Raw genomic sequence first — 21014 nt, forward strand, 5'->3', positions numbered from 1 at the left:
ACAAAAGTACAAATACCTTTTATATACAGTTCTAAAATTGTTAATAAATACAAACCCCTATTTTTACATACATTTTTGCATGTATCACATACAACTAACAAGTTGTTCACAACACTTTAATAAGTATACAAAACATAAATTTTGTTTTTCGTAAAAATTGTTGCATTATAGCATAGAATTTCTTCAACCAAATCTATTTTTTACTTTTTAGATAAAAGATATTAAGACCATTGTTAATAATGTAAACAATTTTTTAGCTCTTAATTATTAAAAATTCGTTGTTAATAGAAGTTGTTAATAACCGTTAATAATTATGGTAATAGATTGATTTCTAAATAAAAAGTTAAATATAAAGACTTAATAACTTTACAATAAATTTACATTACTGTTCAATACAAGAAATAGTACATAATTTTATTGTAGATATTAACACACTATTATAATCACCTCTTTTTTTTAAAATTTAATAAAAGAAAAATAGTATATTATATATATGTTTATAACAACGTTTTCTTTACTATAAAATTAAGAAATTGTTTAATTAAGATTAGAGTAGATTATAATTTGTAATTTACCAGAAATAAATAAAATGAATGACAAAGAATAAAAAAGGACCTAAAAACCAAGATCGTAATTTTATCACTAAAGGTATATTTACGGTATTAGAAAAAGATCCTACTGCTAGTTATAACTACAAGCAAATAGCTGCTAAATTAGGTATAACAGATGCAAATAAGAGAAACATACTAGTTAAAAGATTAGTACAGTTAAAAGAAAAGAAAAGAATTATAGAAGAAAGTAGAGGCAAGTATAAAGCCGTAGCTAGAGATACTAAAACTTACCATACAGGTAAAGTAGATATAACTAGCAAAGGAAATGCTTATATAGTAATAGAAGGTCTAGATGATGATGTTTTTATATCTAGCAATAAATTAAAAAAAGCTTTTCATAGAGATATTGTAGAAGTTTACATTTTTCCTAGAAGAAAAGGTCGCAAATTAGAAGGCGAAATCACTAAAATTGTAGAAAGAAACAAAACTAGCTTTGTAGGTATTGTACAATTACAAAAGAATTATGCTTTTGTTACATCTACAGATTTTAGGATGTATACAGATTTTTTTATTCCAAAGGATAAAATAAATAATGCACAAGATGGTGATAAGGTCATTGTAAAAATGAGCGATTGGCCAGATGATGCCGACTCACCTTACGGAGAAATTACCGAAGTTCTTGGTAAACCAGGAGAGCATAACACAGAAATACATTCTATTTTAGCAGAATATGGCTTGCCATATCAGTTTCCTTTAGAAGTGGAAAATTATGCTAATAAAATAGATACATCTATTAAACCAGAAGAAATTGCAAAACGTAGAGATATGCGAGATACGCTTACCTTTACTATAGATCCTAAAGATGCAAAGGATTTTGATGATGCATTATCTTTTGTAAAATTAGAAAATGGCAATTATGAAATAGGAATTCATATTGCAGATGTATCTCATTACCTACAACCAGATACTATTTTAGACGATGAGGCTTATGATAGGGCAACATCTGTATATTTAGTAGACCGTGTGGTACCAATGTTACCAGAAGTTTTATCTAATAATGCTTGTTCTTTAAGACCAAATGAGGAAAAATATACGTTTTCTGCTGTTTTTGAGATCGATGAAAAAGCAACACTTATTAACCAATGGTTTGGTAGAACAGTAACAAATTCTAACGAACGTTTTGCGTATGAAGAAGCACAACATATAATTGAAACGGGAGAAAATACAATTCCTGAAGCTATTTCTATTAGAGAAAATGGCGCTTATAGTGTTGGTAATGATATTGTTGAAGCTACGCTTACATTAGATAAATTAGCAAAAATTATGCGTGGTAAACGTATGAAAGCCGGAGCCATATCTTTTGATAAAGTAGAAGTTAGGTTTAGTCTAGATAATGATGCTAACCCTACTGGCGTTTACTTTAAAGAGTCTAAAGATGCCAACAAACTTATTGAAGAATTTATGTTATTGGCTAACAGAAAAGTAGCTGAATTTATTGGTAAACAAAAACCAGAAAAAACATTTATTTATAGAGTTCATGATGAGCCAAACGAGGAAAAACTAGCTAATTTAAATGGCATAATTTCTAGATTTGGTCATAAATTAGATTTTAAAAGTAAAAAATCTATAAGTGAATCTTTGAACCAATTACTAGAAGACGTAAAAGGAAAAAAAGAACAAAATTTAGTAGATACGCTTGCTATACGTAGTATGAGTAAAGCAATTTATACTACAGATAATATTGGCCATTACGGTTTAGCTTTTGATTATTACTCGCATTTTACATCACCTATTCGTAGATATCCAGATGTAATGGTACACCGTTTATTACAACATTATTTAGATGGTGGTGCAAGTGCTAAACAAGATGTTTATGAAGAAAAATGTAAACATTCATCAGATATGGAAGGTCTTGCATCTAGTGCAGAAAGAGATTCTATAAAGTACATGCAAATTAAATTTATGGACGACCATAAAGATTCTGAATTTGTAGGCGTAATATCTGGAGTAACAGAATGGGGTATTTATGTAGAAATTATAGATAATAAGTGCGAGGGTATGGTACGTATAAGAGATATTAAGGACGATTACTACACTTTTGATGAAAAAAGCTATTCTATCATAGGACAACGTACAAACAACAGCTACCAATTAGGAGAGCAAGTTGTAGTTATGGTTAAAAGTACAGATTTAGTAAAAAGACATTTAGATTTTTCGTTACTTAGAAAGGCAGAATAAAGTATTTTTGGAACGAAATTTGTAAATTAGATTAGGAATTATACCTAAAAATAACAAAATGAATAAGTTAACCTTATTTACGTTTTTACTATTTACTTTTAGTTTAGTAAATGCACAAAACGAAAAAATTACATTACAACTAGAAAGCTTTACAGAGGTTAAGGCTTTTGATGGTTTATCTGTAAATCTTATTAAATCTACTAAAAATGAAGCTGTTATAACAGGAGCTAATACACAAAAAGTTTCAATTGTTAATAACGACGGAGTTTTAAAACTCCGTATGCAATTAGATAAAATTTTTAGTGGTTATAGAACTTTTGTAGATGTTTATTATACAGATATTTTAGCTGTTATAGATGTAAATGAAGATGCCAGAATTAGCTCTAATGAAACTATTAAACAAGATTTATTAGAGTTAAAATCTCAAGAAGGTGGCGAATTAATTATTGATGCTGAAGTTACTCAGTTATTAATAAAATCTGTTACTGGTGGTGTTATAACATCAAAAGGATCTGCAAAAAACCAGGACATAAAAATTAATACTGGTGGTATTTACTACGGTAAAAATTTAAAAACCGAACTTACTACTATTAGCGTTAATGCAGGTGGTAATGCAGAAATTAATGCTACAAATTATGTGCAAGCAACTGTAAAAGCAGGTGGTGAAGTTTTAGTTTATGGCGACCCATTAAAAATGGATGAAAAAACTGTTTTTGGAGGTAAAATTATTAGAAAATAGAAAAATTACTACATGTTAGATGATATACAGGCAGCAATACCATTAGGCTTTTTTTTAAGCTTTATGATTGGTCCTGTTTTTTTTGTTCTTCTAGAAACTAGTGCTGTTAAAGGTTTTAGAGCTGCGTTGGTTTTTGACTTTGGTGTAATACTAGCCGATATTTTATTTTTAACTGTTGCTTATTTTAGTAGTTATCAGCTACTAGAAAATTTAAGTAATTTACCAGGACTATATATTTTTGGTGGAGTTATACTACTAGTTTACGGGGTAATTGTAATCATAAAAAAGCCAGTTAAAGAAAAACCAACAACACTTAAATCTAATAAAAGTGCTTATCTAAGTTTATTTATAAAAGGCTTTTTATTAAACTTCATAAACATAGGTGTTTTAGTATTTTGGTTGGGCGTTATTTTAGTAGTAGGTCCTAGTTTAGATAATAATCCAAACAGAATTTTGGTTTTCTTTTCTGCAATGCTAGGAACTTATTTTATTACAGATATATTTAAAATATTATTAGCTAAACAATTAAAAAGATACCTAACTCCAAGACGTATTTTTTTAACTAAAAAAATACTCGGTATTATACTTGTAATCTGTGGTTTAGTACTTATAACCAAAGGGTTTTTACCTAAAGATCAATTAAATATACAAGAAGGGTTAGAGTTATTAGAAAAATAATTTTTTTTAATACCACTGTATATAAAAATGGAATTTAATCCTGAACTAGAAAAAATAATAGCTAATAGTAGACTAGTAGCTATAAATTTAAATTCTGGGTATATATCTTCTTTTCATTTTTTAATAGCTACCTTAAAATCTGATAATCTTGCGCATAAAATATTTGAATCTCATAACTGGCAATTTAAAAAATTAATAGAAACTCTAAGGTCAGATGATGAAAGAAAAGTTAATAGATATTATTTAACCCAAGAGTTTGAGGATATTTTAAAAAATGCAAAATTTTATGCTCGTACTTATTTAGATAAAAAAGTAAATTCCGAACACATAATTTTTGCTATGCTAGCTAATAAAAATAGCTACGCTGGTAATTATTTAAATGAAATAGGAATGGATTACTTTAAGTTTAAAAGCGAATGTGAAAAAATTAGAATAGTAAAATCTAATAGATTACTTGAAATTATAGGAAGTAATAAATTATTAGTGTCTATTGGATTACTTCATATTATAAATAAAATATAGAAATATCTTAACTATCACTATATAAATTATACCTTATCTTTTAAATAACTACTGTAGATATTACCATACATAATTAGATTATTATATGTAATTATTTGATTTTAAATATGATATAAAAATTGATAAGTATATAAACAAAAAAACCTCCACGTTAGTGAAGGTTTTTGAGGCATCGAGCAGATTCGAACTGCTGTACAAGCTTTTGCAGAGCTCTGCCTAGCCACTCGGCCACGATGCCATTTTTGGACTGCAAACTTACGAAAATAAATCCATAAGAAAATAAGTTTTTTTAAATCAATTTTGTATTTTTTTTTCGAGGCATCGAGTGGATTCGAACCACTATGCTAATCCTTGCGGGATTATGTCTATCCATTTCGACCACAATGCCATTTGTGCGGGGGGAGAGTTCAAATGTACATATATTTAGATGTATAAAAAATTTACTAATACGCAGTTTAACGAGTTAATTGTAATGTTATCGAAACCATTTCAACATCTCCTCCTATTGGTGGGTTTAATTTAGAAACTGTTACTTCTGATGCTGTTACAATAGGTAACTCAGAAAAAATACGATCTATTATACGCTTAGCAACATGTTCTAATAATTTAGATCTTATTGCCATTTCTTCTTTTACTATATGATTAATATGTACATAGTCTACCGTATCTACTAATTCATCAGATATTGATGCCTTAGTTAAATCTGCATCTACTGTTACGTTTACTAAATAATCACTACCAATTAAAGCTTCTTCATTTAAGCAACCGTGGTAAGCATATGTTTTAATAGTACTTACTTTTATTTTTCCCATTTGGTTTAGTTTAGATGTGCAAACTTAACTAATACTATTAATAAATAGTTAGTAAGTACATCTACAATTACTTAATCCTTGGAATAAATCTACACCAATTGTTATAACATGTGTACCTGTACTATAATTTAAAATATCATTTAAAATTATTTGGTAAGAATATCCAAAGTAATAGTTATCCTTTTTTAAACCTGCAAAAGGAGCTAAATATAAAGGCTTACCTATTTGATCGTTTAAAAATCTGTAATTTACACCTGCATAGTAGTAATCTTCAAAATCGTACTTTCTAAATTTTAAGTTTAAATCTGTTTCAGATCTACCGTCACTTTCAAACATTTTATAAAGTACAGATGGTTCTATTTCCCAATCACTACTTCTACTCTTTTTGTATCTGTAACCACTATAAATATAGTAGTTTCTTAATGCGTTAGGTTCAAAGGTTTCATTAAAGTTGGTTATATCTTTATTTACTAAGTTAGATGCGTTAACACTCGCATAAAACTTATTTTTTCTATACAAAAATCCAACATCAAAGTTATGGTTGGTTGTAGATCTATCATCTGTTACCGCATTATCTGGATTAGCAATAAGGTTAAATTCCTGTATGTCTAATCTAAATTGGTTAAAGTTGTATGATATACCAAATGATAAAAACTCATCTTCATACCTATTTAAAGTTAAGTGGTGTGCAAAAGATATTCTTGCACCTTGTTGTTTAGTGTATCCGTTTTTATCATTATATAAAAATAAACCTAAACCAGATTTGTTACCAATCCTGGCATCTGCAGCCAAAGACTGTGTTCTAGGTGCATCTTCTATTCCTACCCATTGAGCAAGACCGTTCATTCTAATTTTTACATGATCACCAATACCTGCATATGTTGGTGATAAAACAAATGGATTATCTGCTAAATATTGTGATAGCTGTGGGGAATTTAGCTCCTGTGCATTTGACAGCATTGTGCCGGCAAATAATGATAAGATTGCTAATTTAAGTCGCATAATTATAGGTTAAGTTCTTTTATTTTTTATCTGTACAATGTAAAGTGTCCAACAAATTCTCTGTCGTCTACTTCATCTTTAAGTTTAATAGTATACCAATAATCTCCAGATGGTAGTTCCTTATTATTATAAGTTCCGTCCCAACCTTTATCATCTGCTCCCATTCTATATAACTCTCTACCATATCTATCATAGACAATAGTTAAGATATTAGGGAACCCATCTGTGTTTTTAGGCTTCCATGTGTTGTTTACATCATCACCATTTGGTGTAAAGAAATTTGGGATTTCTATATCGATGAACTCAATAAATATATCTTGAGTAGTTTCACAACCATTTTCGTCTACAACAACAACGGTATAAGTATCAGTCTTACGTATTCTGAACGTATTGTCTTCCCCATTATTGTTTCCTTCTAGATAGAAAGTATATTTTGGGTTACCACCTGCAGCAATTGCCGTTATTTCGTTAATATTTGTATTTTCTAATACAAGTGTTAATGGCTCAAAAGCAGCTACAGTAAAGTCAATAGTTTCAGAACATCCGTTTGCATGCAATATGTGTAAATAATGATTACCAGCAGACATATTTGTAAAGTCTGGTGTTAATTGCATAGCAGCAGGATCTGTAGTATCTAAACCGTATAATACGTCTGTTATTGTGTTGTCTTCTAAAACAACATCTAAATAATTTGTTGGTGTATCTGTACTACACTCATAAATTGGTGTTGCAGTGGCTTTTAAATTAACACCAGGTGCAATATTTATTACAATATTTGCATCACAATCATTAGCATCTTTAACTAATATTACATGAGGACCAGCAGTTAATCCAGAGAAATCTACTCTGTCTAACACATAATCTGCAGGATCGTTAGAATCTATACTTGTTCTGTAAGGAGCGGTACCACCAGTTATTGTAACTGTAGCTGTACCATCTTCATTACCTGTACAAGTTTCTCCTGTTGTAGTTGCACTTAATTGTATTGCAGTTGGTTGTTCAATTGTAAATTCAAAAGCAATAAAACATCCTTTTTCATCTTGAGCAATAACATCATATACTCCAGGAGCTAAGTCTGTAAATACGTTTTTAGTATCAAACTGATCTAAGTTAGGTGTAATTGAGTATTTTATTTCTCCTGTTCCACCACTAACCTCAACAGTTATGGTACCATCTTCTTCACCAAAACATGAAACATCTGTAAATTCTTCAGTCTCTATAACTAAAGGAGCTGGCTCTGTAATAGTAATTGCTCTTGATACTTCTTCACAACCACCATCAGATGTTACTTTTATGTAGTAAGTTCCAATTCCTAGGTTTCTAAAATTACCAGTAGTCTGTGGTCCTTGTAGCGGACTTGTACTAGTTGGATTATCTAACAACTCATAAGAATAGTTACCTAAACCACCAATTGCTGTTGCATCTATACTTGCAGTAGATTCACCATTACAGTTTATAACTGCAGCAGTTTCATCTAATACTATTTGTAGTGGTGGTACAGGATCTATAGAAACTTGGTTACTAATAATATTACCACAGTTAAAATTGTCTCTTATATAGTATTGATAAATACCATCTGTTACTGTAAATGTGTGTGTATCTCCACCTGTCATAGGTGTAAAGTTTATACCATCTACACTAAACTCATACGGAGCAGTACCACCAGTAGCTGTTAATCTTATTTCAGCTGGGTCTACGCACGTTAATTGTGATACTTGAACTAGAGAACCAGTTATATCTGTAGGCTCTGTTATAACCGCTTGTATAGTTTCTACATCACAGTTCCATCCGTCAGAAACTGTTATTGTATACACACCCGCACTTAAGTTGTTAAACATTGGGTTTGGCTGTGGAGTACTAGAATATAGTAATGTTGTACCAGCATCATCATAAACATTTAATTGGTACGTGTAAACACCTTCACCATTTAATACGTTTATTGCACTAACACTACCGTTACTGTCACCAAAACAAGTTAACATTTGTGTTAATGGTGTAATATCTGCAGTAATTGGTATTGCAGGGGCTAATGTTATGTCATCTGTAAAATCACAACCAGCATCATCTGTTACTGTTGCAGTATATGTAGCTGCACTTAATCTTACAAAACTAGCAGAAGAAACATCTGTAAAAGTAGTTTCTACACCAGTAGTATTGTTTCTTAAAACAATATCATATGGTGCATAACCACCAGTTGGTTCTACTACTATTTCACCAGCATTATCATCACAAGTTACAGCTGCAGTTTGTGATAATGTTGCTGTTAATGCCATATCTGGAGAGTCTATTGTTATTACATTAGAATCTTCAGTACAAAAAGGAGCATTATCTTCTGTTACTGCTACATAATAATTACCACCAGATAAACCAGATATAGTAAATGTATTTGTAGTAGCATTACCATTAATACCAGCTAAAGTTCCATCAGTATTTAAAACTGTATAAGTAAATGGTGCTGTAGCATCTGTTACTGTTACTTCAATTTCTCCGTTTGTATCTCCAAAACAAGTTACAGGAGATGACGCTATTGCAGAAACTTTAATTAAGTCATAAGGTGCAATGTTATATACATCTGTATCTACATAACAACCTGTAGTTGTATCTGTAATTCTAAATACATAACCACCAACAGCAGTTAATTCAAAAGTTGCAGTGTTATAAGTTGGTGTTGCTGTTTGCGTAGCATTTGTATTACCAATTGGCAACAACTCATATGTATAAACATTTGTTACATCTCCGTTATCTGTTACTGTAATAGTAACCTCTTCTGGACCAGCACATGATATGTCTGTATCTTTAGATACTACAGCAGTAAATGTATTAATAGGCTCTATAGTTACCGTTGTTGTTTGCGGACAACTATTATCATCTTTAACATAAACAGTAATTGTTTGTGCAACTCCAGTATCTGTAACAGTAAATGTATTTCCTGTTTGGAAGTTTACATTATCTATACTGTATAAATACGGACTAGTACCTGAAGGTGTTCCTGGTGTTGTAGCACCATCTTCTATAGTAACTGTAATTGTTGCAGTATTTACTGTATTATTAGGAGCACAAGCAAAATCTGTTGCAACTGCACTTATTAATAATTCTGTAGGCTGAGTAACCTCAACAGTTTCTCTAACAGCACATTCTTTAGCAGAAACTACCTCTACTTGATAAAAAGCAGCAGCTAAGCCTGTAAAAGTTGGACTAGTTTGTGGTCCGGCTATTAAAGTTAGTCCTGTAGCATCATATAAATTATAAGTATAAATAGGATCTACATTTGTAGCAGGATCTAAGTTAGCAGTTATACTACCATCTGATAAACCAAAACAACTAACATTTTCTATAGTTGAAGTCAATAAAATAGGATCTACCTTATCAGTTAATTCTTGTGTAACAGGTTTTTCGCAAATAGGTGTATTTGTCTCTAAATCACGAACAGTAAAACTGTATGTACCAACTTCTGTTAAGCCAGTAAACACACCAGTTGTATTTGTAATTGTTGTACTACTTATTGGTAATGTAGCTACAAACTCTAAGTTTGTAGAACCACCAATTACATTCACTGTTATTTGTCCGCCTGGATCTACTGTACAATCTATTGGTTTAACCACAGTAGTAGAAACATTCATTTCTTCATACAATACTGTTGCAAGTGTTGTAAAATCACAAGACCATTGGTCATTAATTAATACGGTGTAAGAACCAGCACCTAAACCAGAGAATATTGTAGTAGTCTGTGGAGAACCAACTGCAGTACCATCTTTAATAAGTTGGTATGTATAGTTACTTCCTTGTCCACCTACAGTATTAATTACTTCAATTTCACCTTCTAGGTTTGTACAATTTTCTTGGTTTACCTGTAAAGTTGCCGTTATATCTGTTGGCTCTACTAAATTAACATCTGCTAATTGAATAATACATCCATTTTTATCTGCAATCCAAACTTGGTAATCTGTACCAGCCGGAGCTGCAGCACCCGATAAACCAGTAAATCTAGGATTAGAAACATAATCTGTTGGGTATACTGGAGCAGGATTAGTTGCTACGTCTACAAAGTAAACATAGTCTCCCCAACCACCAGCAGCATTAATAACTTCTATAACTCCGTCATTACCTATACAAGTTACTGGTGTAACTTCTGTAGCAGCTGTTATTGCAGCACTAGGACCAGCAATAGTAAATGCCTGTGTATACGTACATCTAGGATCTGGAGTTTGTTGTACTTCTATGTAGTAACTACCAGCTACTAAACTATTAACAACAAAGTTTCCATCTAAGTCAGAGGCTAAAGCTTGTACAACATTATTTGTTACAGCATCATACACGGTAAATGTCACACCATTAGCATAAGTAACATTAGCATCATCATGTAAATTAAATTCAACACTACCATCATTACCACCAAAACAAATTACATTGCTTAATACAGTTGCATCTAATTCTAATACATCTGGACTAGTTATAGTTTCTGATGTTGTTATAACACAACCAGTATCTGTATGCCTTACTAAGAAATTGTGAGTACCAACATCTAAACCACCAAAAACATTTGAAGGTTGCCATGTTGTTCCGTTATCAATACTATACTCAAATTTAGAAGTATCATTTGTATTTGATGTAGCAGTAATAGTTATTTCACCATCTGTACCAGGATCACAAGTAATATCACCTGTAATTGCAGCAGAAGCTGTTAACAATTCATCATAAGGAGCAATATCTGCTTCTATTGTGCCAACACAACCTTTATCATCATATACATTAATAGTATAAGAACCACCAGCAGTATTAGTTTCTATATAAACGTTATTAGAACCAGATTGTACAACAGTATCATCACTAATTGCAGGTGTGCTGTTATCATTTATAAATTCATAAATAACATAAGTATTGCTACCACCAGTAATATTAGCAGCAGTATTATCTATAGTAATGCTAGCATTATTATTAGTGTTACCACTTGTAGGCGTACAACCAAACTCTACAACATCTGCATCTACTATTATAATAGGGTTTGGTTCACTAATTACAATATTAGTAATATCTGTTGTACAACCATTTGTACCTGTTGCAGTTACTGTATATGTATTAGGAGGTAAGTCTGAGAATGTGCTTGTAGCAGCATCAAAAGTACCAGCTAAAGGTGTAATTGTATACGTTAATGGATTAATTCCATTATCTGTTTGGTATAAAGTTATAGTACCATCATCTGCACTATTACAAGTAACATCTGTAAATGTATGTGTAAATATTGGGGTTACGGCATCTTCTACAACAATATTAAATACTGTTGGAGGACAAGATGGAGTATTGTTATCATATACTGATACTATATAAGTACCAGATACAGTTGCATCATTCCAAACATCAGCATTTGAAGGTAAGGGTAAATTAGTTCTTGGTAAGTCATTAGTACCAGGACCATCAATTTCATATGCATAAGAACCAGAACCATCAAAAGCAGTGATTGTAATTTCTGCATTTGGCGTTGCAGAACAGTCTAATAATTTAGTTACTGCTGCAGTAGCTTGAAATTTAGGATAAATTGTAAACGTTTCTGTTTCTCCACAACCATTTAAATCTTTTATTTCTACTGTTTGTGCAGCACCTGAACTTAGTCCAGTTATAGTATACTCACCAGCTGTAAATGTAATATTTTGGAAAGCAGCACCATTAACACTTAAAGAATATGGTGTTGTACTTGGAGTGTCTAAAGTTACTAATACTTCATAATCACCTTCTGCCACACATTCATCAACTAATGATAAAGATATTTCTGGAGAAACATCAGTTGGTACAAAAATAGATTCTGTTTGTATACAACCATATGCATCTTTAATATACACATCATAAGTACCACCTTCTACATTAAATACATTTACTGACGAACCAGCCCATGTAGTTAAAGTTGGAGCGGTAGCTCCTGTTGGTAAAATTTGATATTCATAAGGACCTGTACCATATTGACCACTAGCAGTTATTACACCGGCATTTGTGTTACAATTATCATTTTTAGTTAGAGTTAAATCTATCTCTAATAAATTAACAGATTCACGTATGGTAAATTCGCCACCATAAACAGTACAACCATTAAACGGACCACCAACTTCAGATAGTAATAAGTAATATTCACCAGGAGGTAACGTTGCAAAATTAGATACAGTCACTGCAGTTACTGGTCCAGAAACTGGAGTTGAACCAGTAACAGGAGTAGGTGTTATCTGTGCGTTAGATTGCTTATAAAAAATTTCATAATCTACTGCTGTTGCTGCGGCATCATAATTATCAAAAGTAAAAGATATATTACCATCGTTAGAACCTGTACACGTTACGTTAGCTACAACATCTAAAGTAGCTACCATATTAGAAGGGCTATCTATAGGTGTCGCTGCAGTTTCAAAATAATAACAATTAGTTGTTAAGTCATGTACAACAAAAGTATACGTTATACCAGGTGTTAAATATACACCATTAGCTGTTTGAGAGAATGTAATAATACTACCTCCCGCTGTATCTGGAGCATAGTAAGTTGATGTATAAGGAGAGTTAAAATCTTCTAAAATTCCAAATTCATAATTACCACTACCAACCAATGCAGAAACTTCTACAATTGCTGTACCACCATCTGCACAATTAGCTGTAGATGTGCTTACATCTATATCTAAATCATCTGGTGGAGATGATATAACTTGTGTTGTAAAAGCAGAACAACCATTAGCATCAACAATATCTACTTCATAAATACCAAAAGTTAAAATATCAAAAGTATGGTCTCTTGTAGTTGCTGTCGTTGTATATGTTTGTGGTGCAATACCATTATTTGCAGTTAATATGTATGTATATTCTGCAGTACCACCACTAGTATTTGTTATTGTAATAGAACCAGGGTTTGTAATACCACCAGTTGTATCACATGTTATTGGTTGGCTATTTACTGTATAATTTATTACTGCTGGTTCATTAATTGTTGTTGTTTCTGTTGTTACACAACCTTTAGAATCTGTAACAGTTATAGTATAATCACCGGCTGTTAAACCAGATGTTTGTGTACCGTAATCTTGTGTTGTAGTTGTATTTAATACGTTTATAGTGTAAGGAGCTAAACCAACACTAGTATCTATTATAATATCTAAACTACCAGAATCGTCTCCGTTACATGTTAAATGTGTTGGTGTTACACTTGTTATAACAGGCAATACTGCTGGTGAAACCGTTACACCATTTGTAATGTAGGTACAAGCAACAGGAGTTGTATTATCTGTTACTCTAAAAAAGTATGTACCATCTGTATCTGTAGTAAAGTTATTTCCTGTAAAGTTTGTAACATTCCAAGGCCCAGAATTAGTAGTAGACCATTCATAAGTATACGTACCAGAACCTCCAGTAACATTTACATCTATTGATGCATCTATTAAACAGGTTAAATCGTTATTTAAAACTGTTGTAGCTCTTAAAGTAGGATTTAAAACAACCGTTTCTTGTACGCCAACGCAACCATAGCCATCTTTAACGTCTATTGTGTAAGTACCGTTTGCTAAATTAGTAAAAGTATATGTTGTTGCAGTTGCTGGAGTTGGAGTAATCCAAGCACCACCGTTAATGCTAAACTGGAAGTTTTCATTCCCAGGAATAGATGTAACATCTACTTGTATTTCTCCATCATTTGCACCAGAGTAACACGCTGTTGGCGTTACTGTAAAAGTTGGTACCTCTGGAGTAGTAACAGTTACTGCAGGTGTAATTGCATTAGTACATAAGTTATCATCCTGTACTCTTACAATATAATTTTCATTAGCTGCATTTGCAGGTACATCTGTAAATATTGCAGAAGTTTGATATGCTCTAAAAACAGTATAACTTGTTGTTACTGTATTGTATATTTCTAATTGATAGTTATAAGTTGGTGTACCACCATTTGCAACAGCAGTAATTGTAGCACCTGTATTATTACATGTAAATTCATCTGTTATAGATGCAGTAGCAGTAACTTCTGTTGGTTCAGTTAATTCTTGTGTTAACGGAATACTACATGCATTATCATCAACATCTCTAACTTCAATAGTATAGTTTTGTGCAGTTAAACCAGTTACGGTTTGCGAACTTGTAAAAGGGCCAAAATAAGTTGCACCACCATCTAAAGTATATTCAAATCCGCCAGCGCCAAAATTAGAAGCATTAATAACAAATTCACCATCATTACCACCAAAACAAGAGATGTTTTTAGGGTTTGTAATGTTTGCTGTAAAAGCTTTACCTGCTTCAACTAAAACGTCAAAAGTTACAGAAGAAGAACAAACTTCTGGAAATTGAAACGCTTGTATATCATCTATAGCAATATCATTACCATCAACAACAGCAGAATTTGTACGTATAACAATATCTAGGTTTGTATTAGCACCAGGATTTAATGTTACTGTATAATTATGCCAATCATTAGCATTATTATTTTTAGGAATATTACCTGTAGATACACTATTAATTACTGTACCACCAGCATCTACTAATTCTATTTCTATTGTTGGATCACCACCACTTTCACCGGTTCTTAATAAGTTGTATGCCCAAGTAGATATTGTAATATCTCTATTTGGTATAACCTCTATACCTCTTTTAGCATATACAATACCACCAACACCAGCTACACCACCAACGTTTATTGCTAAAAATCTTCCATTAGCATTACCTGTATGGTCGTTAGGACTTCTCCAAGTACTAAATGGTGAAGCTATTGCTTGTGTAACCGAGTATTCACCATCATTAATTCTTGTATGTACTCCTGGGTCACAAGGTCTTACTGTACCATCTTGCGGTTCATAACAGTATAAAGGATCTATTTGTGTTATTGATGTATTTGCACCAACGCCAAAATCTTCTGATAATAAATTACTTGGTGTAGGAGTTGCATTTGAAGTATAATCTACTCTAATTGTATGTGTGCCAGCTGCTACATCTGTAAATACATTACTTGTATTATCTGGTGTGTTAAATGAACCATTTATAGAGTATACATAATCAAAATCTGTACTACTTGGTGTTACTGTAATTTCGCCAAGACCCTCACAATCATAAGAAATAGACGGAGCAAATGTAGGTGCTTCAGGAGCAGAGTCTACAGTTACTGTCATTTCAAATGTACATAAATTAGCATCTCTAATATATAATGTATGTGTACCTGGTAATAAGTTAGATATTGAGTTTGTACTGTAATTAACACCACCATCAAAACTATATTCATATGCAGGGGTACCACCTTGTGCATTTGTAATTCTAACTTCAGCACCAGTTGTTGGGTTACACTCATATAAAGCTGTTACTGCTGCAGAAGCAGATAAAGTAAAAGGTTCTGTTATGGTATGTGTATCTGTTATTTCACAGTTATTTGCATCCCTAACTACAATGTTGTAGCTATTTGCAGGTAAGTTATTAAATGTATTTGTTGGTACAAATGTTGCACCACCATCTATACTGTATTGGTAAGGAGCTTCTCCACCACCAGCAGTAATTGTTATTGTAGATTGTGCTTCACCACTACAAAGTATGTCTGTACTTGCAGTAGAAACTGTTAATATAGGATCTTGTGCAATATTTAAATTGTACATAGCCTCACAAAAAGTTCCTGTTCCATTATTATCACGTACATAAACGTCATAATCACCAGCACCAGTTGTTACAGTTCTAGGATTAGTATTAGTAAAGTCTGTTGCTGCAGGAGTATCTCCGTCTGCAACAATTGCAAATACATAATCTGTACCGCTACCACCTGCAGGAGTAATAGTTACTATTGCATCTGTACCACAAGCAGTAATATTATCTGCAGAAGCAGTTACTGTTAATTCTGGATTTACTGTAATAGAAGCTGTTCCTGTACAGTTATTACCGTCTATAACATCTATAGTATATGTTCCTGGATTTAAGCCAGAGAACACGTTATTTGTGCTGTAAGCACCACCATTTATTCTATATTGATAAGTACCATCTCCGCCAGCTGTAACATTTGCTGTAAGTTCTAGTCCTGCTGCAGCCACAAAGCAATCGTTATTTGGAACAATTTCTAAGGTAGGAGCTATTGAAGCATCTAAATCAAAACTTGAAGTAACAATACAACCATTAGCATCTTCTACACTAACATTAAAAGTACCTGTTTGGTTTAAGTTATTAAACGTACCAGTACCATTGGTAAATGTAGTTGTAGCATCTGGGTATGTAATTGTAAAACTGTTACTACCCCAACCACCAGTAGCAGTTAATGTAACACTACCATCTGTAGTACATGTTGGTTGTGATTCTACAACATTTAACGCTAAAGCTGCTGTAGGAGCATTTATAATAACATCTGCGGTTGCAGTACAATTAGTTTCTGTATCTGTTACAGTAATTGTATATGTACCATTATCTAAATTATTTAAAGAAATAACAGCATCATTTACTGTAGTACCTGCTGGTACAGCTGTTGGTCCTGTTATGGTATAATTGTATGTAGAATTAAAACCAGATACTGTAAATTCTGCTTCACCATCTGTGTCATCAAAACAAGAAATATTACTAACTAATTTTCCAGTTACCGATATTGGGTCTACTGGTCTAATTGTAAAGCTTTCTTCATATTCACATCCTTTATCATCAGTTACTCTAAATGTATATGTGTCTGGATCTAAATTATTAAATGTTGCTGTGTTTCCCGTTGTGCTTGTAGCCGCTACTGCTGCCGGAGCAATAATTTGAAAAACATAAGGAGCATTACCATTTGCAACTGTTACTGTAACATTTGATGTTTGTGTAGGACAGTTAGGAGCAGTTGCTGTAAAGTCTAAATCTGTAGGCGGATTTAATGCATCTATAACAATTTCATTAGTAACAAACGTACATAAATTAGCATCTCTAATAGTAATAGTATAACTACCATTAGTTAGGTTTGCAAATGTGTCTGCACCTACTCCGGTATTAAAGTTAACACCATCTATACTATATGCATAAGGAGCAGCACCACCAGTTACATTTTGTACCTGTATTGTTGCTTCTTGTAAACATGTATAATCATCAACTAAAACAGCATCACCCGTTACACCATCTACTTGGCCACCTATTGTAAAAGGTTCATCAAAATCACAAGATGTGCCACCAATAGTTTGTGTAATTGTTAGTACATAATTTCCTTGTGGTAATGATGTAAAGTTTCCAGAATTGTTAATGCTTGTTGTTGTACCATCTGGATACAATAGGCTGTAAGATAAAGTATATCCGTTACTATTTGTAACGTTTATGTTATACGTACCATCTTCTGCACCAAAACATTTTTCGTCTTCTATAATTGGTGTGTAAACTATTGCAGGTGCAATATCTACAGTAGCCTCATTTGTAATTATATAACAATTGTTACTACCAACAACTATAAATTCATAAGTACCAGCATCTGCATCACTAAAGTAAAAGTCTTCTGTTGTTTGGTATGCACTTGCAGGAATATCGCTTATAGAAAAAGGAGCAGAATATAAATCTACACCATCTTTACTCCATATTGCATAGCTGTATGATGGATTAGCAACACCACCAGTAGCATTTACAGAGATAATACCATCTGTACAGTCTATAGATTTTGTTGTTAAAGCTGTACCTGCTAAATCAGATACATCGTTTATAGTTACTTCTCTAGTTAATGTACAACCATCATCAGTTCTTACAGTAACATCATAAACACCATCGTTTAGATCTGTAAAAGTATAGTCATTATCATTAGTAGGTCCAAAAGTGTCTACCTCTATTCCTCCTTGAGATATAGAAAAATAGTACTGTGGTTCTACATCTTCAGCAGAAATTCTAATTTCTCCTAAGCCGTTACAATCAGTATCTTTTGTTGTAATGTTTACAACATAATCTCTTCTTAAAACACCTATATCTTCCAGTCTAAAAACACAACCATCTACAACACCTTGCTGACGCATTTCTATTGTGTATGCTCCGTTATTTGTTATAGGAAAAACAGGACCATTATTAGCACTGTAAGGAACAAGAATAGTACCTGTTGCTGCATCTAATAATTGGAAATCGTAATTTGCTGGTACATTGGTAACACTAATGCTACCATCTGTAGTACAAATAATATCTTTTACTGTTGCTCTAGGATCTAAATCGTTTTTAAATACGTTAAAATAGAACCTCGTAAAACAACCATTTAAATAGTTAATTACTACTCTATATTGTCCTTCATCTTCTGCATTAAAAGTTTGGCCTGTTGCTACTTGGCTCCAAGTACATGTACCATTTTTGTTTGCACAATCTTCTACAGAAGCTGTACAACTACCCTCGTCTAATTTTTCCCATTGTATGCTTGTAGCATCAGGAATGTTAATATTTATAGGTTCTATATCATTTAAACCACATAAAAATATTTTTGGTAACGGGTCACCATCAATAGGACAAGTAGTTACTTCACCATCAACAGTGTTAGAAGTATCGTTTATTAAATCTATTATTGGGTTTGTTTGTGTTGTTCCAAAGCGTGTTACAGTTATAATTTCTTGAAAACCTTTACAAGGATCTGCAATTATTTTATCAACTATATAAACACCTATGTCATCTACAACCAATGTACTTAAATCACCATCTGGGTTACCATCATTAATAACAGTATCTCCACCGTCTATAACACCGTTTCCGTTTTCATCTTTGTACCAAACATAATCATCAAAACCATCACCTGAGTCTAATATAGCATCTGCGCCACAAATTTCTACATTTCTACTATAGTCACAGCTTTCTAAATCATCTAATAAAAAGTTTGTTGCACCAGGAGTTGTAAATCCACAAGTATCAAAATCTGTAACACTTGGGTCATCTGTTATTTCATTATCATTTATAACACCTCTGTACGTAGAGTATGCTAAGTTTTGTATTAGATCTGAACAAGCATCTATAAAATCAAAACAATTTTCTGCTACTCGTACACGCATACGTATAGTTTCTAATGGTCCGCCTTGTACTACTAAGTTATTTGGAATAGAAAAAATAACCTCTCTAGTTGCTGGGTCATATGTGTATGTAACACCAGTTGGCATTGTAATGTTAGTCTCATCTAAGGTTACGTTTACAGGTAAAACATCTTTAATTGTATACCTGTCACCATCATCATTACCAACATTTTGGAATGATAAAACATAGTCTAAAACTTGACCTAAATTTACGCCTTGACCAGTAATATCTGTACCACCAATATCCTCTACCCTTTTGGCTAAGTGCATTTGTGGTTCTATAATTTCTACATCAAAAGATGTAAAGAAAATGTCGTACTTATCTTGTGCAGAGCTGGCTCTTAATATAGCACTTGTTTCATCATTAGGGATGGTAGACCAACCTGTATTAGGTATTGTAAAAAGGTCTGCATCCCAACCTAATGTATTTATACTATTGGGGTTACGAGTAGTTACGATATTGTTTTCAAAAGTGACATTACTGTCAAAAAAGTTATTTGTTTTATTAGGATTAGTTCCAAACCTGTTTGTACCCAAAGGAGTATAAGTAGGTCTTCCACTTGCTTTAATAGATAAACCATCTCCTCCTAAACTATTATCTCCTTCTAATGTGCTAACCCCTAACCTTGCATTTACAGGGAAAGGCGCTGGTAATGTTGTAAATCCTGAAATAGGAATATCTACAGACTCTCCGGATTTAATACCTGCATAACCATCAAAAGTAGTAATATATTTACCTGGATATGTTGGGTTTTCATAAACAACAACCATTGTCCATCCACCAGAATATCCACCAGAACCAGCTGGAGCGTCTCCAAGGCTAGCTCTTATATTTGCTACAGTATATTCACCATTAGGGTCTGTTAAACCTGCTACTATTGATGTGATGTCTTTATAACTTGCATAAGGACTATAATATCCAAAATCTGAGTCTCCATAACCATCAAAAAGAATTTCGTCTGCAGAGATATTTACATAACTACCTCCTGGTGTTTTAAATTTTATATTTCCAATATTACTTCTATCAGGGTCTCCATAAACTGCAGACCAGTATAAACCAGCATACCTAACTCTAGAACAACTAGCGTCAGGTACTGTTAACTCTGCACTACTAGAGCTAAATGTAGATGGGTCACCATCTATATCTATGTATTGCATTGTCCAATTATCATTAGCCGTGGAGCTACTTCCTGTTTGGTTATATGGATCGTTTGCTACTTTTGGATCTGACACATATGTATAACCAGACCACCAATTACCTACCCAATAACCTTCATCACCTTCACGGTTAACAATGTTATTGGCTACAATAGTTAAGTCTCCGCGGATACTATTATCATACCTTGGTTCAAAATTGTTTTTAACTTGACTAGATCCTAAATGGGATATTGCTAAAACAATAATTATTAAAAATGATTTTAAAAACTTATTCATTAGGTTGAACGTTTTTAGTGTTTGTTGGTGAGTAATTAATTTGAGTTGAGTTGTCATTCTTTATACTGTCATTGAATTTTACAGT

7 protein-coding genes and 1 tRNA gene are annotated in these 21014 nt (G+C 32.5%); 4 read left to right on the top strand and 4 right to left on the bottom strand.

What is annotated here, in order from left to right:
• Window positions 1–593 precede the first annotated feature (593 nt).
• The 4 genes from rnr to ABJD66_RS15630 are packed head-to-tail and all read left to right on the top strand — an operon-like array spanning window position 594 to window position 4728.
• A complete protein-coding gene (rnr, locus tag ABJD66_RS15615; RefSeq protein ID WP_303542308.1) occupies window positions 594–2789 on the top strand; it encodes a ribonuclease R in 2196 nt (731 codons plus the stop codon).
• Window positions 2790–2847: 58 nt separating this feature from the next.
• Complete coding sequence (locus ABJD66_RS15620; RefSeq protein ID WP_100894405.1) at window positions 2848–3528, top strand: head GIN domain-containing protein; 681 nt, start codon at window positions 2848–2850, stop codon at window positions 3526–3528.
• A gap of 12 nt (window positions 3529–3540) precedes the next feature.
• The gene (locus tag ABJD66_RS15625) at window positions 3541–4206 is read left to right on the top strand and encodes a LysE family transporter (protein ID WP_100894404.1); all 666 of its coding nucleotides are present in this window, start codon (window positions 3541–3543) and stop codon (window positions 4204–4206) included.
• Between the two features lie 27 nt (window positions 4207–4233).
• Window positions 4234–4728, top strand: coding sequence for a Clp protease N-terminal domain-containing protein (locus ABJD66_RS15630; RefSeq protein ID WP_348133353.1), 495 nt, complete (start codon window positions 4234–4236; stop codon window positions 4726–4728).
• A 167-nt stretch (window positions 4729–4895) separates the two neighbouring features.
• On the opposite strand, the gene ABJD66_RS15635 is transcribed toward ABJD66_RS15630, so the two are convergent.
• From ABJD66_RS15635 to ABJD66_RS15650, 4 genes are all read right to left on the bottom strand, one after another.
• Window positions 4896–4966 (bottom strand) — tRNA-Cys (locus ABJD66_RS15635).
• 217 nt (window positions 4967–5183) lie between these two features.
• Entirely contained in the window at window positions 5184–5540 is a 357-nt protein-coding gene (gene folB / locus ABJD66_RS15640; RefSeq protein WP_100894402.1) for a dihydroneopterin aldolase, read from the bottom strand.
• Between the two features lie 48 nt (window positions 5541–5588).
• On the bottom strand, window positions 5589–6542 hold the full coding sequence (locus ABJD66_RS15645; protein WP_100894401.1) for a type IX secretion system membrane protein PorP/SprF: 954 nt from the start codon (window positions 6540–6542) through the stop codon (window positions 5589–5591).
• A 26-nt stretch (window positions 6543–6568) separates the two neighbouring features.
• Window positions 6569–20929, bottom strand: a complete 14361-nt coding sequence (locus ABJD66_RS15650) for a T9SS type B sorting domain-containing protein (protein ID WP_348133356.1) — start codon at window positions 20927–20929, stop codon at window positions 6569–6571.
• Between the last annotated feature and the right edge of the window lie 85 nt (window positions 20930–21014).

It is taken from the genome of Cellulophaga sp., assembly GCF_039943695.1.
Lineage (GTDB): Bacteria > Bacteroidota > Bacteroidia > Flavobacteriales > Flavobacteriaceae > Cellulophaga.

Excerpts from the sequence above, each read along its gene's own strand:
- ABJD66_RS15630 (WP_348133353.1), top strand. The coding sequence starts at position 4,234 with ATGGAATTTAATCCTGAACTAGAAAAAATAATAGCTAATAGTAGACTA.
- folB (WP_100894402.1), bottom strand. The coding sequence starts at position 5,540 with ATGGGAAAAATAAAAGTAAGTACTATTAAAACATATGCTTACCACGGT.
- ABJD66_RS15645 (WP_100894401.1), bottom strand. The coding sequence starts at position 6,542 with ATGCGACTTAAATTAGCAATCTTATCATTATTTGCCGGCACAATGCTG.
- ABJD66_RS15650 (WP_348133356.1), bottom strand. The coding sequence starts at position 20,929 with ATGAATAAGTTTTTAAAATCATTTTTAATAATTATTGTTTTAGCAATA.
- rnr (WP_303542308.1), top strand. The coding sequence starts at position 594 with ATGACAAAGAATAAAAAAGGACCTAAAAACCAAGATCGTAATTTTATC.
- ABJD66_RS15625 (WP_100894404.1), top strand. The coding sequence starts at position 3,541 with ATGTTAGATGATATACAGGCAGCAATACCATTAGGCTTTTTTTTAAGC.
- ABJD66_RS15620 (WP_100894405.1), top strand. The coding sequence starts at position 2,848 with ATGAATAAGTTAACCTTATTTACGTTTTTACTATTTACTTTTAGTTTA.